Here is a 26457-nt window from a genome sequence, read left to right as displayed (position 1 = left end):
AGGTAGTCGCCAACCTTATTATTATAAAGCTCTGAAGACAGTTCAGAGCTTTTTTATTTTACAATAGCTGAAATTTTAATTCTCTCCTCAATAATCTTCAATAGGTTTTGTGTAGGATTCAAGCATAGAACTCTTTTGCTCGAATTAAATGGGACCTATAACTTGACTGTTTATCATTTCATAAACTTGTGATAGTAATAGTCGAGAGCTATAAAAGTTATATATTGATTTCATGAAATTATATATAATTAAATATTACCCACTACAACCTCATAAAAATTTTCAAGTCGAAAGTATTTTAATGCTATTGATTGAATTTCTTCAGTGGTAATATGTGTAAGAGTATTAAAATATGTTTCGTAAAAATTTTCAGGTAGATTGTTAAATAGTAATGTTTTGAATTTATCTACCTGTGAATATGATGTATTTATTGAATTAATAAAGCTTCCTTTTAGATAGTTTTTTACAAGTGTCAACTCCTCTATATTAACTTTCTCTGATTTAAGTAAATTAATTTCTTTATAAATTTCTTCTAGAGTTGCCTTTGTATTTTCTTTATTAACATCAGTTCCTATTACTAGATATCCATTGTTTTTCATAACTGCAAAGTTCGCATGGATTCCATAGGTGTATCCTTTATCTTCTCGAATATTTTTCATAAGACGTGAACCGAAGTAACCTCCTAAAATTTCTACGAGAATTGACGTTTTAAAATAATCGTCATGTTTGATGGTAAATAAAGGGCATCCCAACCTTATTGAAGATTGGATAGAATTTTCTTTGACAATTATTTCATTAGTTGGTGTTCCTAAGCTGGCAGCATAATCAGATATTTGATTTGTGTTGATTAATTGATGTATGCCAAAGTGATTATTTATTAAATTATAGTAGTTTGTATTCCCTCCTCCTGTAATAAGAATTGTTGCATTAGATAATGAATAATATTTTTCATGGAATTGAATGAGATCTTCTCTGGATATTGAACTAATCCCTTCTTCGGTCATGCAGCTTCCATATGGGTGCTGTCCAAATAATAGTTTTCGGAATTTTGCTGAAGCTAAGAATGCTGTTTTTTCCTGATTAACACGAAGTGATTGAAGGCTTATAAGCTTTAATGTCTCTAATTCTTGTTCAGGAAAAGTCGGCTCTGTAATTATTTGAGAAATTATAGGTAATAATTTATCCAAATGACGGGCCAGACAATAGACAGTAAATGCTGCCCTGTCGAACCCACTATTTAATTCCATAAAAGCTCCATAGAAAGCTATTTTTTCCTGGATTTCCTTAGCAGAAAAGTCTTTAGTCCCTTCCGAAAGCATTTTGGCGGTAAAGTGGGCTACACTTTCTTTCGGTTCGTAAAGGCTTCCTGCTTTAAAAATTATTTCTAATCTAAGAACGTCCTGAGCTCCTGATATTAATTGATAAAAAGGTATCTTATTATTAAGCTCATTGCGCTTTGGTAATAAAATATTATTAAACGTTAATGGTCTTAATTCAGGCTCCTGAGTTCTTATCAACATCTTTTATTATTCTGTTATAGTTTCAATATCTTTTGTACTCTTACTCTCGAAATTGAAATGCAGTGTAAATCTTAACGTCTCAGCAAGTGGATTGTTCGATCTTACCGGTACAAGGTATGCGAAGTCTAAGCCAAAAACCTGGTATCTTATTCCAAATCCTAATGTAAAATACTTCCTATTGCCTTTATGGGGATTTTCGTAAAAATATCCGCCTCTAACTGCAAATAAATCATTATACCAATATTCTAATCCTCCGGATAGAATGATTTCCTGCATCTCCTCTTTAAATCCTCCTGGAGCATCTGAAAAAGAACCAAGGACTCCACTTAATAGGCCTCTTTCTGGGTCTTTCCCTTTAACTATATTATTCGAACTGTCTCTCTGCGGTGGTGTTGGAACCAATAGTTTATTGGCGTCAATCGCAAAGACTAATTTGTTGTATGGGTCCAGTTCTGTTGTTATTGCTGTACCAACTCTAAGACTGGTGGGGATAAAATCTTTCTGACTGCTATTCGTATAAGATATTTTTGCTCCAAGATTAGACAACATAGCACCTAGAGCTATATTCGTATTTGTACCGGCAATGATATAATCATTGTTGAAGTATACTCCTACGTCACCTGCTGCAGTATTACCAGGTTTGGCAGATGTTGTTGCTCCTCCACTGCTAATTGAAATATTTCCAGATAAGTTTGAATATATGTATTTCAGACCAACAGCTACACCAAGGGTTTTACTCAATTTTCTTGAATAACAACCTGTAAATGAAAATTCCTTAGGACGAAAGTCTTGCATTACATTACCATTATTATCTGTGAAAGTAATGCTACCTAGATTGAAGTAATTCATTGATATACCGATAGCCTCTTCTTTTCGTAATTTTTTATATCCGGATAGGTAAGAGAGGGACATATCATTTACTAGTTTTCTGAGCCATGGTGTATAACTGATGGCAACGCCCATGTTTTTTTCGGCAAATGCTAATTTGGCAGGGTTCCAGAAAATTGAATTGGCATCTGGAGATATTGCAGCGCCAACGTCTCCCATAGCGCCAGACCTTGCATCTGGGGAAATTGTCATGAATGGAGTTGCCGTTGTTATTGGATTACCTTGTTGCCCACCTAATGTGGTAGTTTGGGCATTAGATAATTGAGTGCTTAGTACTACAATGCTTAAGCTAAAAAATATTTTTTTTATCATTGTTGTGGATTTGAATTTCAAAATTAAAATTTTAAATCAATTATTAGTTAAGAACTACTAGCTTTTGGTATTTAAATTTATGGTTACCATCTCTGAGAGATTTAACATTTAATTTATATACATAAACTCCTTTTCCAATTTTATCTCCAAAATCATCTCTTCCATCCCAATGAATTCCTGAGACATGACTTGGACTTGTAAATAATCTGTTGGAGATAGTTTTGATAAGTTTGCCTGAAACTGTATAGATCTGGATCATAACATCTATATCTTCACCGGCTCTATTGTGATCAAAATGGAACTCAGTATTGGTTGAGAATGGATTTGGGTAGTTAAGGATATGTTCAAGGCTTATTGATTCATTGTTAACTACAACAAATTCAAGATATACTTCTGAAGAATTATTATAAGTATCCCATGCTCTTATCTTAATAGAATGATTACCAGGTGCAAGATCCTTAAGTGGATAATTCACCGTTCCATTTTTATAGTCATCTAACCCTGAGCTGTAAAATTCATTTAGAGTAATAACTTCGTTGGAATTGTCTATAGTCATTGAAATTTCATGACCAATACCAGCAGAAGCCAGATTTATTCCATTTTCATCAAATAATTTAATAATTAATTTGGGGTTAGAACCTGTAGATCCGCCGAAAACAAAAGTTTCATCATTTAAATATGGTTTAATGACTGGTGGTGTATTGTCTTCGACTGCACTTTTATTAGTTCCTCCAATTACTAAATCAAAGGAAGCACCTGCTGCATCACGTAGGTTTGGTGAATTGCTAGCGTAAAAACTGGCTTTGCCGTTACTGTATTGATATGAAATATCTTTTGGAATAACAAATTCTAATGAAAACTTACCATTTTTAACTGATGCTGGACCATCGTATATAAGACTATTCTGCAATCCTACACTTACAATTGGGTTTTCTATTGTAGTAATTATATTCTTTTTATCGTAAAGCGTCAAATTTAATACTCCATTGTAATCCTCAATTATACTACCTCCAGATCTCACTTCACCTTCAAGTTTAACCTTTTCAAGTGCTTTAATTGTATCACTTACCACACCTGAAACATTAATGTCATTCACCTTGGTAAGTACAATATCTTCTATTGGATAATTTAATGTTAATGCAGGATCTGCCAATAATGAATAATTCCTGTTATTAATACCCGAATTACTCTTATTTTTAGTAGGCATCATAATTTCTCCTAATCTTTGATATCTGTTACCTTTCTTTTGGAATACAGCATTATAAAAGGCAACATTTATAGCTTCATTCGTATTTGAATAAACTGGCCTGGTAGAGGCAAGCGAACCAATGGCTCCCCCATTTGCATTTAATATTGCGGTTTCAATTCCGGATACAACCGCTGGATAGTCATATCGGCCAAATTGACAAGTAGCAGCTACTAGAAATGGGAGTTGATCTATATTTTTCCATTTTGAAATGATAGTAGTATTAAGAATATTTTCCTGAGCCAGCTGAAGCTCTCCTCCATGTCCGGTGTAGTTTAATAAGAAAATTCCTTTGTCTATATCATTTTGAATTACTTCTGCTGCTGCAGGGCAAGTAGGTCCTGATGGTGTATAGACAAGTGGGTAAGCAGCCATATATACCTTATTAATATTGTAATTAGGCTGATTTTGTTCAAGCTTACTTGCCAATAATTCGGCTGAATTCAAATGAAGGTTGCTGTTAGGTTGATTGTCGGCAACTAAAGTGATTCTATTTCTCCATTTTCCCAGAGACTGATTGCTCTTGTAAATTTTAATTTTGTCAACAATAGCATAAGCTTCAGCAGTACTTTTAACTGGTAGTCGTCCTATTCCTACATCAAGGGTAGCGTCTCCACTAATATTTTCAACCCATTCTCCTTCAAAGGAATCCATAAATCCATAATAATCATCTGAAGAATAAGAGAAAATTGGATGTAAGGACTGGCGTGACTCATAAGTTGGGACAAAATTTGTATTATTCGCTAATCTGTCTTTGTAATCCATGGAGCAATCTCCAAATAATGTTACGTAATGTAAGCTGTCATTAGGAGAGCTTCTGTCGTATACCATTTTAATAAAGTCTCTTATAGCGGTAATATCCTGGGCTCCGGAAGAAAACTCATTGTAAATCTTTTTTACTGTAACCACATAACTGTCCTGATTATCATAGGATTTATGGAATTGAGCCAATTGATTTGCCGCATCTTCAAACTCATCAGTGGTTATGATAATGTTTTCAGGAATATTTGGAGCAATAATTCCATGGAGATTTTGGTTTGCGATTTTTCCAATATAAGCTGGGGGGCTAATATTATTTAAGTTAAAAATTACAAATTCCTTTAAAGTGTTAGTATTAGTTGAAAAGGAAACTGTATCTGCGGCAAAGGAATAATTTTGTTTTTTTACATAAAGAGGATCTGTAATGTCCCAAACAATCTCTGTGCCTTGTGTGCCTGAAATTTTAAATTCGGAAATGCTATAGTTAAGACTCGGTATAGATCTAAACGAAGTCTGATTACCATATAGTCGTAATTGCTTTTGGACAAATATTTCAAAATAATCATGATAACCTCTTGCTTCACTTTTGCCTGCTTTATTAAAAACGTATTTTATAGAAATGTTAGAGCTATTATTAAAGGTTGAACTATTCGTTTTAAATAATTCAGTTTTCACTTCTCCCACATAAGGATACTCAACATTTGGATTTTCAAAATAGGCTGAATTGGTAAAATTATGAGTGCCAATCGCCACGTTATTAAGGGTAATATTGAATGAGCTTGATGCTGAAGATCTTCCAACGCACGAGGACCTCAACGATACCTCACTATTAGGAATTATGCCTGTCGCGTCGAAAGGGTAAGTATATTGAAGATTATAGTTAAAAATATCACCAATCCAGAGCCTGCCACTTGGTTTTATAGGCTCTACCATTACTTGCGCTTCGTCCTTTTCAAAAAAATATCTATCGTCAAATTGAGTAATACTTTGCTCTGCACCGGTTTCAGAAAGCTGCTCAGGTATACGGAGTCCATTATCCGGACCTATAGTAAGAAAGTAATACGCAAAATCTGAATAAATATTGAAAGTGTGGTTGAAGCTTTGACTTATAAAGTCATAGGACCAGGGATGTGGACCTGTCCCGTAAAAAAGGATAAAATCTCCCTGGTCAAATTTTCCATCAGCTTCACCTGAAACATAAATAGCATTTTCAACCAGGTCATCATATCTCGGATCATCATTTTTTTGAGAAAGCATTCCTCCTCCATTACCATAAATTTTGATTTGTTTAGGATTTATGGTGGAGGGATTTAAACCAAGGTTCGTAAGGAAATTGTAGTCAATTTTAAAAACTCCAGAGTTGGAGATACTTAACTTATGCCAGTCTCCTGAAGATAATACTGAACTAGATGTTGAGGCAGTTCGGGCAGTTGATTTTCCTGATCTTTTTATAATTTTACTGGAAACAGGAAGAGGTTCAGATGTTTGAGACGCTTTATACGTATATGAAAATTTATGAATTTTTTGAAATGAACCGGCTGATGCCTTAATTGGAACAATATAAATTTCACTTAAGGGTTTCCCTTTATAGTATCTTATAAAAATTTTTGTCTCGAATGCATCAGCGGGAGCGTTTCTTATAAGATCTGCATCTATTGTCCCCATGAGTTCAGTTGAATCGGGGTGAATGGTAATTTCCTCGACTCTTTCATTGTATATACGCAGTACAAAAGAGGGTAAATAATCCTGAGGTTCTATATGAAATGATTCTTCAAAATTTGGAACTAATCTTGTTTTTGCTTGGTTATCAAGAACAGAAACCGGAGATGTCCACTTTACCTTAATAGAGTTTTTAAAGTCGGAATATTGGGCTTTGGCACTGAATGTGTATATCAGTAATAGAAATAATAGCTTCGTTTCTAATTTCATAGATAGATAAAAAAACAACCGTTTATATCTTGCCTATGCTACAGGCAAGATATAAACGGTATTTTGAAATATTTATTATGCTTGTTTAATTTTAAAACTACATCCTTCCATAATCAGGTTGGCTTTTAGCTTTTTACAGTGGTATACCAACTTTCTTTTACCTGAATCTCATCTAATTCAAGAGTACTTACTCATTATAATATGAGTCCAGATTTTACTGCTTTGGGTTGATTGTTAAGTGTTTTTTGGGTAGTATAAAGCAACTTTGGCAATAAACTGATTTCTATTTTGTTTTTTTTAATATTGAATTATTAATGACAGACAAAATTACATATAAAATCACTATTAATGGTATGGCTGCCACTTTTATTAAAAGTAAAAGGATTAAGCTAATTAGTAAGAAAATATAAATAATCTGATTGTCTTTCCAGTTAAACGTCTTAAACTTCAAGGCAAATAGGGGAATCTCTGAAATCAGAAGCAATGACATTATTACACTGACTGAAATAACAAAATAAGGATTGTTGATTATAAAATTCAAATTGAAATCTGAATTAAATTCTGTTATTAAAGGTAGAGACCCAATGAGAAGAGCATTTGCAGGGGTAGGGACTCCAATAAATGAACCGGTTTGACGGGGATCATTATTGAACTTGGCTAAGCGGAGAGCGGAAAATACAGGAACGATTAATGGAATGTAATTTATAGCTAAAGGAATATTACCATTTATTTTTAACAAATTAAATAATATTACTCCTGGCAATAATCCAAATGTAATTACATCTGCAAGAGAATCTAGATCTTTTCCAATGGGGGAAGAGGCTTTTACCAGGCGGGCAATAAATCCATCAAAAAAGTCAAAAATTGCTCCTGCAATGATCAAAAGTGCTGCATTTACAAGATTACCTTTAAATGCTTCGGTAATTCCAATACAGCCTGACAGGAGGTTTAAACAAGTGATGAAATTTGGGAGATGCTTTTTTATGGTCATTTTATTATTGCACAATAAGGATTGTAACGTTTTTCTTCTCCAATTGTGGTGTAAGGACCATGACCGGGAAATATTCTTGTATTATCCGGAAGAGCGAAAAGCTTTGTATGAATACTGTTAATCAATGTTTCAAAATTTCCTCCTGGAAGGTCCGTTCTTCCGACACTTCTGTTAAAAAGAACATCTCCTGCTATGCAAAAGGCTTGCTCCTTGCTGTAAAATGCGATATGTCCAGGGGAATGACCTGGTACAAATAGAACCTCCAATTCTGAATTTCCGAATTTTACTTTGTCTCCTTCATTCAGGTAATACTCAGGCTCTGTGCCATGATACGCGGCAAATCCATAATTGAATGCATAACTTTTTACTGCTCTTAAAAGGCTTAACTCTATAGGATGTATACCCAGCTCTACTTTGTAATGATCTTTTACAAAACCATTACCTAAAACGTGATCTACATGACAATGAGTATTAATTAAAGCTTTTACTTTTAAATTTTTTGATTTAGTAAAAGCAGTAAGTTCTCCCTGCTCATCTTTTTCATAACAGCCTGGATCTATAATTAAGGCTTCCCTTGTTTCATCGAACAGAATATAAGTATTTTCCTGAAAGGGATTAAATACGAATGAGTGGATCTGAATCATTTTAGAGTTGTACTTGCAAAATCGATTTGTAAATTACCAATATTCATCGGAATAGCATTCAAAATGTTAAATGTTTTTTAGAAAAGGTATATCCCAACTTATTTTATTAAGTTGACCATATTTATTAAGATTTGTTAATTAAATCGACTTATTTAATGGACCCTAAATTTTAATTGAGAATAAGGAGTTTCTGAAATTTTGATTTGTGATTTCCGTCAGAAAGAGATTTAACCGAAACTTTGTATACATATACTCCTTTACCTATTTTATCTCCGAAGTCATCTCTCCCATTCCAAAATAGATTTGAAATATGGGCAGGGGAGATATAGAATCTTTCTGATATGGTTTTAATTAATTTACCTGACACTGTATAAATCTGAATCATCACATCAATGTCATCGCCTGATCTGTTGTGATCAAAGTGGAATTCAGTGTGAGTGGTGAAGGGGTTAGGGTAATTCAAAATATGTGATAGGTCAATATCTTCGTTGTTTACAACAACAAATTCAAGATATGTATCGGAAGAGTTATTATAAGTGTCCCATGCTTTTATTTTAATTGAATGATTCCCGGGTGTTAGATTTCTCAAATTAAATGTAACAGTTCCATTTTTGTAACTATCCAATTTAGTTGTATAAAATTCATTTAAACTGATAGGCTCATTCGAATTATCTAAAATCAAAGAAATCTCGTGACCAATACCTGACGAAGCGAGGTTTATTCCACTTTCATCAAATAAATTAACAATGAGTTTTGGATTAGAATTTGTAATTCCCCCGAAGACAAACGACTCATCATTCATATAAGCTTTGATGACCGGAGGTGTAATGTCATCAACCGCATTTTTATTAGCTCCTCCGATAATAATATTTGTTAAGGAGCCAGCCCCGTCTCCTAGTTTAGGAGAATTACTTCCGTATAGGCTGATTTTGCCTTTGTTGCATTGATAGGAAATATCTTTTGGAATTATAAACTCAATTGCAAACTTACCATTCTTTAGAGAGGCAGATCCGTCATAGATAAGGGTGTTTTGTACGTTGAAGTTCGTAACTGGACTTTCGAGCGTTGCGACGGTGGTCTCTTTGTCAAAGAGTCGTAGGTTTAATTCTCCATTATAATCAGAAATAATTTTTCCTTCTGATTGAATCTCCCCTTCTAACTTAACTTTTTGCAGTGCTTTTAATGTATCTGTTATTTCTCCGAAGTTTTGTCCGTTTATTTTCGTGATTAAAATTTCCTCCTTAGGATAATTTAAAGTAAGACAAGGATCTCCGATCAAAGCATAACTTCTGTTATTGATACCGCTTGTACTATTATTTTTTGTTAGAAGAATAATGTCTCCAAGTGTTAAGAATCGAGAACGGTTCTTTAGAAATACTGTTTCATAAAAGGCTTTATTGATTTGGTGATTTGTAGTAGAAATAACCGGTCTGCTAGGTGCTAGAGATCCTATGGAACCACCTTCTCTATTAAGAAATGCAGTTTCAATACCTGAGAGAATGCCAGGAAAATCGTATCGTCCGAACTGACATGTTGCTGCTATAATAAATGGCAGTTGATATTGATTCTTTAGTTCAGAAATAATAGAGGTATTTAGAATATTTTCCTGACTGAGTTGTGTTTCGCTACCATGTCCTACATAATTTAAAATGAATGTGCCTTTGTCAAATTCATTTTTTATAAGATCGTTTACCATCGGGCAAATTGCTCCAGATGGTGTATATGTTAAAGGATAAGCTGGAAGATAAATTTTATTGATATTATAGTTTGGCCCCTTTTGATTTAGAATAAGGGACAGTGATTCAGCTGAAGATAAAGATACGTTATTTTGGTAGCTGGGCTCTGTACTTTTTTTATTCCCTGCTATTAATGTAATGTTGTTCCGCCATTTACCTAGTGATTTGTCTGATTTGTATTGTTTAATTTTTTGTAAAATCTCATATGCTTCTGCTTCTGTTTTGACTGGAAGTCTTCCTATACCTAATTCCATTTTATCATTGACGTTGGGATTTTCATTCCAATCTCCTTCATTAGGATCCATGAATCCATAGAAATCATCTGAAGAATATGAATCCACCGGATTTAGAGATTCATAAGATTCGTAAATAGGGACAAAGTTTGTATTGTTAGGTATTCTGTTTTTATAATCCAGCGAGCAATCGCCAAAAAGGGTAACATACCTAAGGCTGTCACCAGGCTTGCTTCTATCGTAGACCATTTTGATAAAGTCTCTTATAGCACAAATATCCTGGGCTCCTGATGAAAATTCATTATATATATTCTTTACTGTAACAACATAGGATTCAATGTTGTCAAAGTCTTTATGATATTGAGCAAGTTCATGTGCAGGCCTTAAAAATTCTTCCGTTGTAATTATTAGATTGTCTGGTATGCCTGCTTCCGTGAAGCCGTGTAAGTTCTGATTCTCAATCTTACCTTCGAAATTTGGAGCATTAAGGTTAATAGGCCTGAATATAATGTATTCTTTTAATATTGATGAATTTGCAGAGAAAGAGGATTGTTCGGAATTAAAGTTATAGTCTTGGTTTTTAACAAAAAGAGGATCTGTAATATCCCAGATAAATTCAGAATTATTAGTGTTATCAATACGATATTCTGATATGATATTATTTAAGCTTGGTAAAGATCTGAAAGCTGTTTGATCACCATAGATACGGAGTTTTTTTTGAATAAAAATTTCGAAAAAATCAAGATAACCTTTTGCTTCTGTTTTGCCGTTTTTGTTGAATGAATATTTAATTGAAAAATTGGTTCCCTGAATATTAGAGCTATTAATTTTCCATGTATCAACTTTATATTCTCCCAAATAGGGATAGTCAGCGTAAGGATCTTCAAAATATCTCGTAAATTCATGTGTTCCTACATGAGTGTTATTTAAGGAAACATTGAATGAACTACGTGTAGAAGATCTGCCTATGGATGCAGATCTGAGTAATATGTCACTATTAGGTATAATACCAGTTGCATCATAATTATAAGTATTTTGTAAATTATAGTTGAATATATCACCTATCCAGAGTCTGCCACTCGGTACCCAAGGTGTAGTCATTACCTGAGCTTCATCTTTTTCAAAGAAATACCTTTCATCAAATTGTTCGATTGAAACAGAAGCTCCATCTAAAGAGGCCTGATTGCTGATTCGAAGCCCATCTCCAGAGTCTGTTGTTAGAAAGTAATAAGAAAAATCTGAATATAGATTGTATGAGTGATTGAACGATTTTTCAATTTCATTATATCTCCACACATGTGGACCAACTCCATAGAATAAAATATAATCTTGAGGATCAAATTTTCCATCGTTTTCTCCGTAAACGTATATTGCATTTTCAACAAGATCATCATACCTGGGCGTTGAGTTGTTTTGAGGAAGCATGCCTCCTCCATTTCCATATATTTTAAGTTCTCTGGGATTAATACTTGATGGATTGAGGCCTATGTTTAGAAGAAAATTATAATCAAGTTTAAATACTCCTGAATTAGAAATGCTAAGTTTAAACCAACTTCCATTGGCAAGCACTGAGTTAGATGCAGCAGCAGCGAGCTTAGTATAGTTGCCTCTCCTGGTAATTTTTGTCGGACTAGTCGAAATTAAATTTTTTTTACTGCTTTTATAATTGTAAAAAAAGGTTCTAAGTCTCATGTATGAACCAGACGTAGTCAGTATTGGAACAATGAAAATATCACTGACTGGCTTGCCTTTGAAATAACTTATGGAGATTATAGTTTCAAATTTATCCTTAGCTATCCCTTTGATAAACTCCATCGTTTCAGTATCTAATGTTTCAATAGAATCAGCTATAACTTCGAATTCTTCTACTATTTCATCATAGATTTGGATATGATAGGAAGGGAGAAAACCTTGATTCTCGAGATGGTAAGCAGAGGAGAAGTCAGGAACTGTTATCCCTTTATCCTTAGTTTGTAAATTAACCGGCTTGCCCCATGTTATTCTTATCCTAGGATTGCTATGTTGGGCAATGCTCTGGAAAGAATATGTTAATAAAAAGATTAAAAGTAATCGAATGAATTTCATTATCTTAAAAATTGTGTTAACAATAAAATTATCTGAAAAAAAGTCAGACGATTTTGTAAACGGTCGTATTTAATACTTATTATTTTTTTAAATTTTTAAGATGAAAAATAATAAGGAGGCGGACAGATGAGAATTGCCAGATGGTAATCAGCCAAAAATACTAAAAATAGACTTCACCCGTTGAAAACTGGGTTTCAGAATTATTTACAGATTTATTTTTGGATAAAAACTGATGTTTTTTTTACAGATAAAATTGAGATTGCAAATGCCAATATTCCTGATAAATGTATTTAAATTACCGAATGATTTATGATTATATTATAGTTGGACAGGGCATTGCAGGCTCAGTATTAGGATATACATTAATAAAAAAGGGTCTTAAAATACTCATAGTTGATGGAGGTAGTAATAACTCTTCAAAAGTTGCAGCGGGAATTTTTAATCCGATTACTGGAAAGAGGATGGTAAAGACGTGGAAGGCTGAGTTGTTATTCCCTTTTTTAAATGAATTTTACCCTGGAATGGAGAAGGACCTGGATGCAAACTTTTTTCATCCATTGCCTATTTTCCGACCATTTGGTTCTATTGAAGAACAAAATCACTGGGTAAGCCATTCTGACGAAGCCTATAATAAATTTTCCAGGGTGGTTACCTCATCAGATGATTTTCCTATTAATAAAAACAAACATTTTGGCGGTCTAAGTCTTTTTAAAGGAGGTTATGTAGATACAGTAACATTGCTTTCTGCAGCATTTAAATATTTTGAGCAAAGGGAAAGTATTATCAGTGAAAGGTTCAATTGCTCTGACCTTGTATTTGAAAATGAAGGTGTAACCTGGGGCAATTACAAGGCAAGGAAAGTTATTTTCGCTGAAGGATTTCTGAATCAATTTAACCCATATTTTAATTGGATTCCATATATACCTGTGAAAGGGGAGGTTTTAACATTAAAATCTCAATTCCCTTTGAAGCAGATTATTAGCAAAGGCGTATTTGTTGTTCCATTACATAATGGAAATTTAAAGGCCGGGTCTACATATGATTGGAAAGATTTGACAGACGAGGTTACCCAAAAGGCCAGAGAAGAAATCGAGCATAAACTAAAAGAACTTGTAAGTTTTGATTTTGAATATGTAAGACAGGAAGCTGGAATCCGGCCATCTACAAGTGACCGGAGACCAATATTAGGATTACATCCCAAATATCCAGAGCTGGCAATATTTAATGGCTTAGGAACAAAAGGGATAAGTTTGGCACCATATTTTGCAGAGCAGTTATTTTCTTTTTTAGAAGAAAATAAACCGCTAGATAATGAAGTTAATATATCTAGGTTTGAATCATTCTTTTATCGCCATATTGGCTAATATATATTATGCGTTTTATTTATATCTGGTTCCTCTCATTGTTTTTAATATCAACTGCTTATTCTCAGGCTTACGTAGATCAGTTTGGTAAAAACAGAATCCAATATAAAAGCTTTAAGTGGAGAGTTTTTACAACTCACAACTTTGAAATATTCTACAACGAGGGTGATATGGAGCTTGCTCAAAGCGCTGGCAGGTATGCAGAAGAGGAGCTAGAAAGGGTAATTGAGCTAATTGGCTTTACACCATATGATCGAATCAGGATGATTGTTTACACTTCCCCTCAAAAGAGTGAGCAAAGTAATATTGGCCTGGGAGAAGATCTTGTAGTAGTTGGTGGGAATACAAGTTTTGTCAAATCACGAATTGAGGTATCTTATAAAGGAAGCCAGGTAGATTTTAAAAAGGAGATTACATATGGCATTACCAAAATACTTCTGAATGTAATGATGTATGGTGGTAGTCTTAAAGATGTAGTTCAGAGTTCTTATTTGCTTTCATTACCTGAGTGGTACATCAGAGGACTTGCCGCCTACGTTGCGTATGGTAACTCTCCCTATATGAATTCTCATGTAAGAGGAGCATTGGAGAAAAAAAAATATAAAGTTCCTGCTGCTTTGACAGGAAGAGAAGCTGAACTTGCTGGACATGGTATCTGGAATTACATAGTTGAAAAATACGGCCTTTATACTGTACCTAACCTGTTAAACTTAACTCGAATTGTAAGAAACGAAGAAGCGGCCATAGAAAGTACTCTGGGCATTCCTTATTCAATTTTTTTAGCAGAATTCAGAAACTTTTACTTAGGTATAAATAATAATCTGAAAAAGGAGTATAAAGAGCCACAGGAGGACAAATATTTAAGATTAAATTCTTCTAAAAAGAATGCCTTAAGTGTAGTGAAGGTAAATCCTAAGGGTAATAGAATGGCATTTGTGAAATTTCAGGATGGAAAATATCATTTGTTTGCGGTAGAAATTACAGAGAAAGGAAAAAAAGATTCAAAATCTATAAGAAAGGGAGGTACAAGAAGTGCGCAACGCGACTTTGATACCCACAATCCAACCTTTGCCTGGAAATCTGAAGATGAACTAGCATTTATCTATACAAAAAGCGACAAGACTTATTTGGAGATACACAATTTAAAAACCGGAGATAAGGTAAAAAAGAAGATAACATATTTCAAACATGTTTTTGATTTTGCTTTTTCTGAAGATGGAACTGCGATAATATTCAGTGCTGATAAGGATGGGCAGACAGATTTGTTTCTAATGGACAATGCTCGAGGGGGGATGAAGCAAATTACTAATGACATCTTTGATGATCTTTCTCCATCTTTCTACGGAACAACTAAAGAGGTCATATTTGCATCAAACAGGAGTTCTGATACACTTGTTCTTCCAAAAAAGGAAATCTATAAACCTTTGGAACAATATTCCTTATTTAAGTTTAATGGAAGTAATAAACTAGTGAGGCTTACAAATGATATCAATGTTATCCAGCCTGTATTTGTAAAATCTTCAAATTCTGTTTTATTTATTTCTGATGACGATAAAATTGATAATTTATACAGTCTGAACCTAACTGATAAAAAGCTTTCCAGGAAGTCAGCTTTTTTATATAATATTAAATCTTTCCATATATCAAGTGCTAATAATAATCTGGTAACTATAAATAGAATCGGAGGGAAAGAAAGAGCTTACTTTTTTCCTCACTACAACCTTGATTCTGTTTTTACAAGATTAGAACCATCTTCTTCTCAAATTGAAGAGAAAGCAGACGATAAGATAACCAGATCAGAGAAACAGGAATTTGAATTTAATTCAAAGGAAAAGGTTAAAGAAATAAATCTGGATGAGTTCCGATTCGAATCTGAATTGAAGGATACCACTGATAAAGGCAGAATAGCCGGGGCTCCTTTAAAGGAAGAACCTGCTGATACAATTAATAAAAATCAATTACAGAAAAAAACTTCTTTTCTTGGACCATATCCATATAGAAATTTTTTTGGTATAGATAATGTCATTTCCACAATACTTATAGATCCGTTGAGAGGATTGGGAATATTACTTGAAGGGCAAATGTCTGATGTTCTGGGTAATCATAGAATAAACGTTGGAGCTTTTGGGGTGGCGGATTTAAAAACTAATAATATATTCGGTGAATATATTTATCTAAAGAAAAGAGTTGATCTTAAAGTTAGGTATGATAGAAAAAATCTTTTTGCTTCAAATGAGTCAACGTCTTCGCAGATATATACTCTAAATAAATTGGCGTTTACTGCCTCCTATCCTTTTTCAGTATATTCCAGGCTTAGTCTTACTCCTTTTGTAGCTTTTACCCGAAGATCTGTTACCGAAATGACTTCTAAAGATATTACACAGGGGTATCAGGGACTTAATCTCAGCTTTGTATATGATAATACAATAAAGCTTGGCTTGAATATGATTGAAGGAACGAGATTTATTTTTAGCGCAGAGCAGTACATGGCAGATGGCTCCTCTTCCAACAATTTTGGTAAAATCAATCTAGATCTTAGAAGGTATCAGAGAATTTATAAAGAAATTGTTCTGGCGGCCCGTGTCGCAGGCGGGGCCTTTACTGGTAATGCCAAGAAAAACTTTTTACTTGGAGGAATGGATAACTGGTTGTTTAACTCAACAGATAATTCATCTCCTAATAGCCCTTTAGCGATATCTCAGTTTAAAAACAACTCTGATTTGCTTTTCATTGAGTACTCAATGCCAATGAGAGGGTTTATATATAATTCACAGTTTGGCTCGCGCTATGTGCTCATGAATGCTGAATTACGTATTCCATTTAGAGCAATTTACAGACAACCAATATCCTCTTCATTTTTAAGAAATTTTCAGTTAGTAGCCTTTACCGACGCTGGATCTGCCTGGACGGGCGATACGCCATTTAGTAAAGATAACAGTATTAACACTACTGTTGCCGGAGGAAATGGCAATCCATTTACAGCTCAGGTAAGAAACTATGTGAATCCATTCCTAGTAGGGTATGGTTTCGGAGCAAGAACCTTATTGTTGGGATATTATGTAAAAGTAGATGTAGCATGGGGCGTTAAAAATAATGTGGTTCAATCTCCATTATTCTATTTCACTTTTGGATATGATTTTTAAAATCTGTTTTGAATGAGTTTGTAGAGAAATATAATTCATTTAATAGTACTATTTTTTGCTTATAAAATACTCTAAATGAGTGTTTTAAATTGTATTTATTGCCTGGTTTGTTGTTCAGCTTGAACCTTTTAAAATTGCTCCCTGGATTCCTTTGTTGATAAGCAATTCAAGTTTTCCACAACCTGTAACCCTGTTTCGACGTATGTTTCGAGTTTTGAAATATCTGTATACCCTATGAATGCTGATCATTAAATGAAAAAAGTTATCAACATTTCGATATATTTTTGTGTAAAACTATTGTACAATACTGGAATTCATATAATTTTGACATAAGATTTTAAACACAAGTTAAATTTTTAAAAAAATGAACAAAGCAGAATTAATCGACGCAATCGCAGCTGAGTCAAAACTAACTAAGGCTGATTCAAAAAGAGCACTTGATGCATTTCTAAGTGCAGCTTCTAAAACTTTGAAAAAAGGAGATAAAGTTATCATCATTGGATTTGGTACTTTCTCTGTAGCTAAAAGAGCAGCAAGAACTGGTAGAAACCCACAAACTGGTAAAACTATCCAGATCAAAGCTAAGAAAGTTGTAAAATTCAAAGCAGGTGCTGATCTAGCTAAAAAAGTAAAATAAATAATTAAAAAGCCTGATCTGAAAAGAACAGGCTTTATTTATTACTGACTTTAAATAAGAAGGGCTCCCAGTAGGAGCCCTTCTTATTTTACTTGATCTTGAATTCTTTCTTTACAGCTTCTACATGGTCAAGTTTTTCCCATGTGAAGAATTCAACTTTTTTACTTACAGTTTTCTTGATCTCAGTTTTCTTTTTGCCATCATCTTTTAGCTCCACATAAGAAAGATCAACCTCTTTTATAAATGGATCTCTTCCCATGTGACCGTATGCTGCAGTCTCAGAGAAAATAGGGTTTTTAAGGCCTAATCTTTCAACAATTGCTTTTGGTCTCATGTCAAAAACATTCAATACTTTAGAAGCGATCTGTGCATCAGTCATATTTACTTTCGCAGTACCGTAAGTATTTACAGTTAAAGAAACTGGTTTTGAAACTCCGATTGCGTAAGCCACCTGAACAAGGATTTCTTCTGCAACTCCTGCAGCAACAAGGTTTTTAGCAATGTGCCTTGCCGCATATGCAGCACTTCTGTCAACTTTAGAAGGATCTTTTCCAGAGAATGCTCCACCACCGTGTGCACCTTTTCCGCCATAAGTATCAACAATAATTTTTCTTCCTGTCAATCCTGAATCTCCGTGAGGTCCGCCAATTACGAATTTACCGGTTGGATTGATATGGAAGATGGTTTTACTATCAATAAGTTTTTTCGGAATCACTGATGGGATAACCTCATTGACCATATCATTTTTGATCAATTTCAGCATATCAGCATCTTTTCCAAAATCATCGTGCTGAGTGGAAATTACAATAGTATGCACTCTCTTTGGTTTACCGTTGTCGCCATACTCAATAGTAACTTGAGATTTTGCATCAGGACGTAGGTACGTCATTTTCTTGCCTTTTTTTCTAATCTCAGCTAATTTTTTTACCAATCTGTGAGAAAACGCCAAAGCCATCGGCATATATTCGGGAGTTTCTGTTGTAGCATAGCCAAACATCATTCCCTGATCACCAGCTCCCTGATCTTTGTCAAGACCTTCGCCTTCATTAACACCTTGTGCGATATCTGGAGACTGTTGGTGAAGTGCAGTAAGTATACCACAAGAGTCTGCTTCAAACATGTACTCGGCTTTGGTATACCCGATTTTCTTAATAGTATCTCTAATGATATTCTGAGTGTCAATAGTAGCCTTAGTAGTAACTTCACCGGCAACTACAACTAGTCCTGTAGTAACCATCGTTTCACAAGCAACTCTTGAATTTGGATCCTGAGCTAGGATTGCATCAAGGATTGCATCTGAAATCTGATCAGCAACCTTATCAGGGTGACCTTCCGACACGGATTCTGAGGTAAATAGGTATGACATTATATTTTAGGTTTAAAGGTATCTTGTTTAAGAATAACTAATTATCAAAGTTAAATTAAAATCCAATAACACAAAAAACTTAATCAGTTTCTTCCAAAAAATAGAAATACTGTGGGCTTTTTGTTAAGATCAGGTAAATTTTTTTTCCATTCATTCAGATTTTTTGTCTGAATAAATTGTTGAGGTCCTGTAATATCACAAGCTATACAAAGTTGGGTTTCAGGATTACCCGTTGAAATTACATCTTCTAAAAATTTATTATTGCGATAAGGTGTTTCAATTACTATCTGCGTAGCTCTCTTATCCCAGGCCTCTCTCTCTAAGGCTTTAAAAGACTTAATCTTTTGGTCTTTATCAATTGGAAGATAACCTTTAAAGCAGAAATACTGGCCATTGAAACCTGAGGCCATTAATGCCATAAAGATTGATGATGGGCCTGGAAGGGGCACTACATCCCATTTTTTTTTATGTGCAATTGCCACAGCCATAGCTCCTGGGTCGGCTATGCCGGGACAGCCTGCTTCTGATAATACACCAATATTTTTACCCGATGGAACGGTATCAAATAGTTTAGTAGCCTCTTCTTTGGTGGTATCTTTATCCAGTTGATGAAAAATAAGCTCTTCTATTTTTCTCCCAGTTTTTAGTTCACTTATATATCTTCTTGCTGTTTTAATATTTTCAGCAAAATAATAATCAGTTTCTTTAATAACTTCCAATATTGCCGGAGCCATCATCTGAAGTGCCGTGCCTTCTGCCAGTACTGAGGGAATCAGATATAATTTTGAAGTTTCAGATTCGGGAATCGACATTGTATTTATATTTGTTGATCATTTAAACTGCTGAACTAATGAGTGAGTTCCAAGGATTAGGAAAAGGATTAATTATAGTTGGTATAATTTTCATCGTAATAGGGTTGATACTATTGTTTTCTGATAAAATACCTTTACTTGGCAAACTCCCAGGAGACATTGCTATTAAAGGAAAAAACTGGTCATTCTATTTTCCCTTAGCTACAAGTATTTTACTCAGTATACTTATTTCGTTTATCCTGTTCGTCATAAGAAAATTATTCTGAATCAAACTCAAGAATCAGATTGATAAATTCTGCTGGTTTTTCAGCATGAATCCAGTGGCTTGCGCCTTCAATTGTTTTTAACGTTGAGTTTGGGAATATCTTTTTAATAATTGGTTCATCAGTGAGTTTTATATAATCACTTTTGCCACCTCTAACAAATAGAGTGGGTGTGTTAATTACTTCTGAATCATTAATTCCAGCACCTACAAATTCAATTTGTTTTGTGATTACACTCAGGTTTATTTTCCATTTGAATTGTCCATTTTCATCTCTGCCCAGATTCTTTAACAGAAATTGTCTGGTAGGTAGGTCTTTAATATGAGCTGCCAATTGAGTATCAGCATCTGTTCTGCTTTCAAGTGTTTCAAGGTTAACGTTATTCAGCCCTGCTAATATGGTCTGGTGGTGTGGCGCATAATATCTTGGTGCAATATCAGAAACGACTAATTTTCTAACCAATTGCGGATATTTCTGAGCTAATTTCATACTCGCTTTTCCTCCCATTGAATGCCCCACTATCAAAGCATTCTCTATGGAATGATCTTCCATAAATTCTTTAATGTCATCTGCAATCACATCATAATTCATTACATCACTCCAAGGCGAATTGCCATGGTTTCGTTCATCTATAACAAATACTTTATACTTTTTAGCCAACTCCTTGGCAACAGAATATAAATTGTCAGAAGAGCCAAATAATCCATGTAGCAGAATTAAAGGCTTTCCTGATCCTAGTTCTTTATAATATAATTTCATCCTTTATTTTAATTCTTTAAGATACATTTGGATAGTGTTCTCCAACCCAAAATAAAGAGCATCGCAAATGAGTGCATGCCCTATAGATACTTCATCAAGATTAGAGATATTGTCTTTAAGGTATTTTAGATTTTTAAGATCAAGATCATGTCCTGCATTAAGTCCTAATCCAAGAGAAGTAGCTTTCTGGGCAGCAACTATATATTCGGAAATAGCTTTCACCTTATCCGTTGAAAAGTTTTTTGCATAAGGTTCGGTATAAAGTTCCACTCTGTCAGCTCCAGCTTCTGCAGCTCCTTCAACCATTTGTTCTAAAGGATCTACGAATAGACTTACTCTTATGCCAAATTCTTTAAAATCACGGATCACCTCTTTTAAAAAATCTTTATATTTTATTGTATTCCAACCTGCATTGCTTGTTATAGCTCCAGGAGGGTCAGGCACAAGGGTTACCTGATGGGGCTTAATTTCTTTTACAAGGTCAATAAATTTTCCTTCGGGATTCCCTTCGATATTAAATTCAGTTTTAATCACTTCCTTTAAAGCATAAACGTCCGCATATTTGATATGTCTTTCGTCTGGTCGCGGGTGAACTGTTATTCCTTGAGCTCCAAATCGTTCACAATCCAAAGCCACTTGGATCAAATCGGGATTGTTACCTCCCCTGGAATTTCTCAATGTGGCTATTTTATTTACATTTACACTTAAGCGGGTCATTGTTTTTTCTTTTTCTGAAAAATAATTTGACTATTTTTGACGACAAATAAATTCAATATTCTATTAAATTTCAAAAGATGAGTTTAAAAGAAAAAATCGATGCTGATATAAAATCGGCAATGCTCGCAAAAAACAAAGATGAATTGCGTGCATTAAGAAGTATAAAATCTCTTATTTTATTAGCAGAAACTGATAAAGGTGCTCAAGGAGAGGTTTCTACAGATGCTGAAATTAAGCTTTTAACAAAAGCAGCAAAACAAAGAAAAGAATCCGCCGAAGTTTATGCCGGACAGGGAAGAGCTGATTTAGAAAAAATTGAGCTTGATGAATTAGCAGTAATCGAGAAATATTTGCCGAAGCAGCTTTCTGAAGATGAAATAGCTGAAAAACTTAAAGAAATTATTGCTGAAGTTGGTGCCAAAGGCCCTGGAGATATGGGTAAAGTGATGGGCGCTGCAACTAAAGCCTTTGCAGGAACTGCAGATAATAAAGTTGTTTCAGCACTAGTTAAATCATTGTTGAGTCAATAAGAAATAAAGTGGAAATCTTTGATATAATAGTTATTCTGATTCTCGCTCTGGGAGGATATGCTGGATATAAAAAAGGACTGTTATTGGAAATAGTTACTTTTCTTGCATTCATAATTGCAGTGTTGTCTGCATTTAAACTTCTCAAAGAAGGAATGAATTGGATGCAACCATATATGAAAGATTTCCCCCAAATGCTTCCTTATGTTACATTTACGATAATCTTTTTGTTGGTTTTTATCGGAATATACTTTTTTGGTAAATTCTTAAAATCAATACTTGATTATACACTTCTTGGTACATTTGACAGTGCTGCGGGGGCATTTGTGGGAGTTTTAAAAACTGCATTTATAATTAGTATGTTTATTTGGTTGACCAGTGCAGCTAAGCTGGAGTTTATTTCTAAATATGGGCAAAAATCATTTGCTTACCCTGTGCTCGCTTCTTTTGCACCAAATGCAATCCATGTTGTCAGCTATATAATTCCATTTCAGGATATATTTCCAGCATTAAAGAAGATACTTGAAAACCAAAAGGCTTGATAGTACTGATTGATAATTTAGATTCATATACCTATAATCTTCTTCATCTTTTTCAAAAGCAGGGAGTTGCATGTAAATGCATACGCATAGATGAAATTAATGATCTTGAAGTTTTGAATTCTTTCTCGGGAATTGTCTTATCTCCCGGTCCAGGAAATCCCAAAGACCAACAACTACTTCTTTCAATCATTGAAAAATATTGGATGCTCAAGCCAATATTGGGTATATGTCTTGGTCATCAGGCAATCGGATACTTTTTTGGTTCTGAAATTGTTAAAATGGGTAAGCCTATGCATGGCAAGATTTCATTATTGAAAGTAATGTGTAAGGATCCTGTGTTTGAAAATATTAATAATGAATTTAATATAGTTCGATACCATTCTTTAATTCTTGGAAAATTGTCACCAGCGCTGAAAGTTCTAGCTGAATCAAAGAATAATGAGATTATGGCGATAAGGCATACAACTTACCCAATTTATGGGTTTCAGTTTCATCCGGAGGCAATTTTATCCGAAAATGGTGAAAAAATTATTCAAAACTGGCTTAGTTTGTCCTTTACGATAAAGTAATATTTCAAACTTTGTTTTAATTTGCACGTTAATAAAATTACATCTTCACATCATGACTTTTACAGTTAAGCAAGAAAAAGAATTCAAATATATTGATGAAGGTAAAGGCGAAGTTCTTTTACTGCTACATGGGCTTTTTGGAGCGCTAAGCAATTGGGAGGGAGTAGTTAAAGAATTTACTTCTAACTACAGAGTCATAATTCCTTTAATGCCTATTTATGAAATGCCTGTTAGGTCTGCAAGTGTTGAAGGTTTAGTGACTTTTATAGAAAAGTTTGTCAACTTCAAACAGTTAACGGATTTAACCTTACTGGGTAATTCACTTGGTGGACATGTAGGACTTGATTATACTTTGAAAAATTCATCAAAGGTAAAAAGATTGGTTTTGACAGGAAGCTCTGGGTTGTTTGAAAATGGAATGGGCGGGTCATATCCCAAAAGAGGTAGTTATGAATATGTAAAGGAAAGGGTGGAATATACCTTTTACAATCCTTCTACTGCAACTGACGAGCTTATTAAAGAAGTTTTTGATATTACGAAAAGCATACCTAAGTGTATGAATATTGTTGCCCTTGCAAAATCTGCACAGAGACACAATATGGCGAAAGATGTGCCAAATATTAAAATACCGACTCTGTTAATCTGGGGGCTAAATGATACTATAACACCACCATTTGTAGCTCATGAGTTCAACCGATTAATTAAAAATTCTGAATTAAGATTTATCGATAAGTGCGGACATGCTCCAATGATGGAAAATCCTGAAAAGTTTAATGCTTTTGTTCACAAATTCCTGGAGTCTACTGTATGATTGCCGAAGAACTAATAAACCAGATGATTCCTCCATTGAAAGTTTCTGATTCAGCAGAGAAAGCAAAGAAATGGATGGAAGAGTTCAGGTTAACCCAATTGCCTGTTGTTGAGAATAATAATTTTTTAGGATTCCTCGAGGAACAAGCTTTGTATGAAAAAGATGACTTCACAGGGCCAATTTCAAACATTAGGTTGGTTAATAAAGAGTTGGTGGTAAAGCCGTCTTCTCATTTTTATGATGTTATTAAGTTGGCATCTAAAAATAAATTACAAATTGTACCTGTAGTTAGTGATGATTCAAAATTTGTAGGCGTAATTTCTGTAAATGAAACCTCGTTTGCTATGGCTCAAATGTTTGCAACTCAAGGGCCTGGGGGGATCATCGTGCTTTCTATGCAGGATAAAGACTATTCATTGTCTCAGATAAGCAGGTTAGTGGAAGCAAATGATGCAAAAGTACTAAGTTCATTTGTTTCTAATGATGAATTAGATCCGAATAAAATAAAACTCACCCTCAAATTAAATAGAACAGACCTAACAAGAATTATTGCGACTTTTGAAAGGTATGATTATAAAATAATTGCTAATTTTCAGGAAAATGAACTGACAAGTCACGATAAAGAAAGACTTGATTTACTGTTTAAGTATCTGAATATTTAGAATGAAAATTGCAATTCACGGCAGAACCTTCAATAATGACGCTATTCCTTTCATCCAGGAAATGTTTGATAACCTTAAATCAAGGGAGTCTGAAATTCAGGTTTATAAGAATTTTTCAGGATTTCTCGATAAGGTAGGTATTAAATATAATAGTGCCCATATTTATAGCCGCCATGAGGAATTAGAAGAAACCGATTTTTTATTTAGTATTGGAGGAGATGGAACCTTTTTGGAATCTGTCTCATTTGCCGGACCTCAACAAATACCACTTCTTGGAATCAATACAGGGCGTTTAGGATTTTTAGCTACAACTCCTCGTGAAAAAATCTTACAGGCAATAGATTCAATCTATAAACATACCTATAAATTTGAAGAAAGAACTTTGATTCATTTGGATTCAGATATTGACCTATTTAATGGTGTGAACTTTGCTCTGAATGAATTCGCTATACTGAAGAGAGATATCTCTTCTATGATAGTGGTTCATACTTATATAAATGGTGAATATTTAAATTCTTATTGGGCGGACGGATTAATAATTTCAACTCCCACGGGTTCCACTGGCTATTCTCTAAGTTGTGGCGGACCTTTAGTTATGCCAAGTACAAACAATTTTATCATTTCTCCGGTTAGTCCTCATAATCTTAATGTAAGGCCAATGATTGTTCCGGATAGCAGCGTTCTTTCTTTTGAAATAGAAGCAAGAAATAAGAATTTTCTTATTTCACTCGATTCCAGATCAAAATCAGTACCTGTTAAAACAAAATTGACAGTGAGAAGGGAGAGGTTTAAAGCTAAAATTGTTGAGTTAGAAGGGTATAATTATTTTCAGACACTTAGAAATAAGCTTAATTGGGGTTTAGATTTAAGGAATTAATTTTTTATTTTAATAAGAAAAATTTGACTTTAATTGTTAACTTAGCGTAATAATCGAATTAATTTTATTTCTTGCAAGAAATTTATTGAGTTTTAAACTCTTATAGGATATGAAAAAGTTATTACAATTAGGACTTTTATTATTTTTAGTTTCCTTTTTCAAGGAGGAGTCATTTGCCCAAGAGTTCAATAAGAAAAATCGCTATTATAGTGTTGGAGTTACACTTAATGCAATGAACTACGTGGGCGAATTGGATCCGGGTCCAAGTTTTGCCAGGCCAGGCATAAGGCTAACAAGGCCCAACTTTGGTATTGAAGGACTAGCGAGGCTATATCCGAGATTTTCATTGAGAGGAGCTATTTCTTATGGGAGAATAAAAGGAAGTGATGATAAAAGTGCAAACTATACTGATAAAAATCTTTTCAGAAGAGCAAGAAATCTTTCAATGCGAAATGATATTCTTGAGGTAAAAGTAGATGCGGTTATTGATCTGATCGGGCATAGAGGTAAATATGTAAGACGTGCAGATTTTACACCTTATGGATTTATCGGTATCGCATATTTTCATCATAATCCCAAAGCTCAAAGCCCTGATGCATTTGGTGGTAAATATGTTGCTTTAAATAAATTGCAAACAGAAGGTAAATCTTATTCTTTAAATCAGGTTGCAATTCCATTTGGTTTAGGTGTGAGGTATAAATTATCGAAACAGCTAGATCTTGCATTTGAGTTAGGATGGAGATATACATTTACAGATTATCTGGATGATGTAAGTTCTTATTATGTAGATAAAGGAGACCCTGAAACAAATCTTGCAGCTGCAATGGCAAATAGAACGCTGGAAGGTGGAGTTGGTAGAGATCCACAGTTATTTGCAAAGCTTGGAGAACAAGAAAGATTGCAATTTGATTCAAATGGCAAATTGATTGGAATAAGAGGCGTGTCAAATCCAGGAGATCAAAGAGGTGATAAGAATAAAGACTGGTATATTGTAACTGGTTTTCATTTGACTTACATTATTCCTCCAAGAGTTGTTTGTCCTAAGTTCAGATAAAAAATAAAACT

Annotated in this window: 21 protein-coding genes; 11 read left to right on the top strand and 10 right to left on the bottom strand. The window is 34.1% G+C overall.

The window, feature by feature from the left end; translation table 11 throughout:
• Nucleotides 1-248 precede the first annotated feature (248 nt).
• The 6 genes from J7604_RS19190 to porU (J7604_RS19165) form a co-directional block, all read right to left on the bottom strand.
• Nucleotides 249-1520, bottom strand: a complete 1272-nt coding sequence (locus J7604_RS19190; RefSeq protein ID WP_293899269.1) for a pitrilysin family protein — start codon at nucleotides 1518-1520, stop codon at nucleotides 249-251.
• Between the two features lie 6 nt (nucleotides 1521-1526).
• Nucleotides 1527-2720, bottom strand: coding sequence for a type IX secretion system outer membrane channel protein PorV (porV, locus tag J7604_RS19185; protein WP_293899266.1), 1194 nt, complete (start codon nucleotides 2718-2720; stop codon nucleotides 1527-1529).
• 43 nt (nucleotides 2721-2763) lie between these two features.
• The gene (gene porU, locus J7604_RS19180) at nucleotides 2764-6654 is read right to left on the bottom strand and encodes a type IX secretion system sortase PorU (protein WP_293899263.1); all 3891 of its coding nucleotides are present in this window, start codon (nucleotides 6652-6654) and stop codon (nucleotides 2764-2766) included.
• Nucleotides 6655-6937: 283 nt separating this feature from the next.
• A complete protein-coding gene (pssA, locus tag J7604_RS19175) occupies nucleotides 6938-7645 on the bottom strand; it encodes a CDP-diacylglycerol--serine O-phosphatidyltransferase (RefSeq protein WP_293899260.1) in 708 nt (235 codons plus the stop codon).
• Nucleotides 7642-8289: an MBL fold metallo-hydrolase gene (locus tag J7604_RS19170; protein WP_293899257.1), complete on the bottom strand. Its 648-nt coding sequence runs from the start codon at nucleotides 8287-8289 to the stop codon at nucleotides 7642-7644. The genes pssA and J7604_RS19170 overlap by 4 nt, the downstream gene beginning before the upstream one ends.
• A 169-nt stretch (nucleotides 8290-8458) precedes the next feature.
• The gene (gene porU, locus J7604_RS19165) at nucleotides 8459-12343 is read right to left on the bottom strand and encodes a type IX secretion system sortase PorU (RefSeq protein WP_293899254.1); all 3885 of its coding nucleotides are present in this window, start codon (nucleotides 12341-12343) and stop codon (nucleotides 8459-8461) included.
• A gap of 284 nt (nucleotides 12344-12627) precedes the next feature.
• Between porU (J7604_RS19165) and J7604_RS19160 the strand changes: the two genes are divergently transcribed.
• The 3 genes from J7604_RS19160 (at nucleotide 12628) to J7604_RS19150 (ending at nucleotide 17487) form a co-directional block, all read left to right on the top strand.
• Nucleotides 12628-13707 (top strand): FAD-binding oxidoreductase, encoded by a 1080-nt coding sequence (locus J7604_RS19160; protein ID WP_293899251.1) that lies wholly within the window; start codon nucleotides 12628-12630, stop codon nucleotides 13705-13707.
• Between the two features lie 8 nt (nucleotides 13708-13715).
• The gene (locus tag J7604_RS19155; RefSeq protein ID WP_293899248.1) at nucleotides 13716-16850 is read left to right on the top strand and encodes a hypothetical protein; all 3135 of its coding nucleotides are present in this window, start codon (nucleotides 13716-13718) and stop codon (nucleotides 16848-16850) included.
• A 364-nt stretch (nucleotides 16851-17214) separates the two neighbouring features.
• Nucleotides 17215-17487, top strand: coding sequence for an HU family DNA-binding protein (locus J7604_RS19150; protein ID WP_028979938.1), 273 nt, complete (start codon nucleotides 17215-17217; stop codon nucleotides 17485-17487).
• A gap of 88 nt (nucleotides 17488-17575) precedes the next feature.
• Here the strand turns inward: J7604_RS19150 and metK are convergent, their stop codons facing one another.
• The gene (gene metK / locus J7604_RS19145; protein ID WP_293899244.1) at nucleotides 17576-18853 is read right to left on the bottom strand and encodes a methionine adenosyltransferase; all 1278 of its coding nucleotides are present in this window, start codon (nucleotides 18851-18853) and stop codon (nucleotides 17576-17578) included.
• Nucleotides 18854-18936: 83 nt separating this feature from the next.
• Complete coding sequence (locus J7604_RS19140) at nucleotides 18937-19665, bottom strand: SAM-dependent methyltransferase (protein WP_293899241.1); 729 nt, start codon at nucleotides 19663-19665, stop codon at nucleotides 18937-18939.
• 38 nt (nucleotides 19666-19703) lie between these two features.
• Between J7604_RS19140 and J7604_RS19135 the strand changes: the two genes are divergently transcribed.
• Nucleotides 19704-19931 carry a DUF2905 domain-containing protein gene (locus J7604_RS19135; protein ID WP_293899238.1) on the top strand — a complete coding sequence of 76 codons (228 nt, stop codon included), beginning with the start codon at nucleotides 19704-19706 and terminating at the stop codon, nucleotides 19929-19931.
• On the opposite strand, the gene J7604_RS19130 is transcribed toward J7604_RS19135, so the two are convergent.
• Nucleotides 19923-20687: an alpha/beta fold hydrolase gene (locus J7604_RS19130; RefSeq protein ID WP_293899235.1), complete on the bottom strand. Its 765-nt coding sequence runs from the start codon at nucleotides 20685-20687 to the stop codon at nucleotides 19923-19925. The genes J7604_RS19135 and J7604_RS19130 overlap by 9 nt on opposite strands.
• A gap of 3 nt (nucleotides 20688-20690) precedes the next feature.
• Nucleotides 20691-21404, bottom strand: a complete 714-nt coding sequence (locus J7604_RS19125; protein ID WP_293899233.1) for a pyridoxine 5'-phosphate synthase — start codon at nucleotides 21402-21404, stop codon at nucleotides 20691-20693.
• A gap of 77 nt (nucleotides 21405-21481) precedes the next feature.
• Between J7604_RS19125 and J7604_RS19120 the strand changes: the two genes are divergently transcribed.
• From J7604_RS19120 to J7604_RS19090, 7 genes are all read left to right on the top strand, one after another.
• Complete coding sequence (locus J7604_RS19120) at nucleotides 21482-21934, top strand: GatB/YqeY domain-containing protein (RefSeq protein ID WP_293899231.1); 453 nt, start codon at nucleotides 21482-21484, stop codon at nucleotides 21932-21934.
• 8 nt (nucleotides 21935-21942) lie between these two features.
• Entirely contained in the window at nucleotides 21943-22473 is a 531-nt protein-coding gene (locus J7604_RS19115; protein WP_293899228.1) for a CvpA family protein, read from the top strand.
• Nucleotides 22470-23042 (top strand): aminodeoxychorismate/anthranilate synthase component II, encoded by a 573-nt coding sequence (locus tag J7604_RS19110; RefSeq protein ID WP_293899225.1) that lies wholly within the window; start codon nucleotides 22470-22472, stop codon nucleotides 23040-23042. The genes J7604_RS19115 and J7604_RS19110 overlap by 4 nt, the downstream gene beginning before the upstream one ends.
• Nucleotides 23043-23094: 52 nt before the next feature.
• The gene (locus J7604_RS19105) at nucleotides 23095-23853 is read left to right on the top strand and encodes an alpha/beta hydrolase (RefSeq protein ID WP_293899222.1); all 759 of its coding nucleotides are present in this window, start codon (nucleotides 23095-23097) and stop codon (nucleotides 23851-23853) included.
• Nucleotides 23850-24515, top strand: a complete 666-nt coding sequence (locus J7604_RS19100; RefSeq protein WP_293899219.1) for a CBS domain-containing protein — start codon at nucleotides 23850-23852, stop codon at nucleotides 24513-24515. Before J7604_RS19105 ends, J7604_RS19100 begins: the two co-directional genes overlap by 4 nt.
• Before the next feature lies 1 nt (nucleotide 24516).
• Entirely contained in the window at nucleotides 24517-25392 is an 876-nt protein-coding gene (locus J7604_RS19095) for an NAD kinase (protein ID WP_293899216.1), read from the top strand.
• 109 nt (nucleotides 25393-25501) lie between these two features.
• Nucleotides 25502-26446, top strand: coding sequence for a DUF6089 family protein (locus J7604_RS19090; protein WP_293899213.1), 945 nt, complete (start codon nucleotides 25502-25504; stop codon nucleotides 26444-26446).
• The last annotated feature ends 11 nt before the right edge of the window (nucleotides 26447-26457 follow it).

Origin of the sequence: Sporocytophaga sp., from assembly GCF_017745095.1 — a bacterium.
GTDB lineage: Bacteria > Bacteroidota > Bacteroidia > Cytophagales > Cytophagaceae > Sporocytophaga.
The sequence above is the reverse complement of the archived record's forward strand: the minus strand, read 5'-3'. Positions and strand labels throughout refer to the sequence as shown.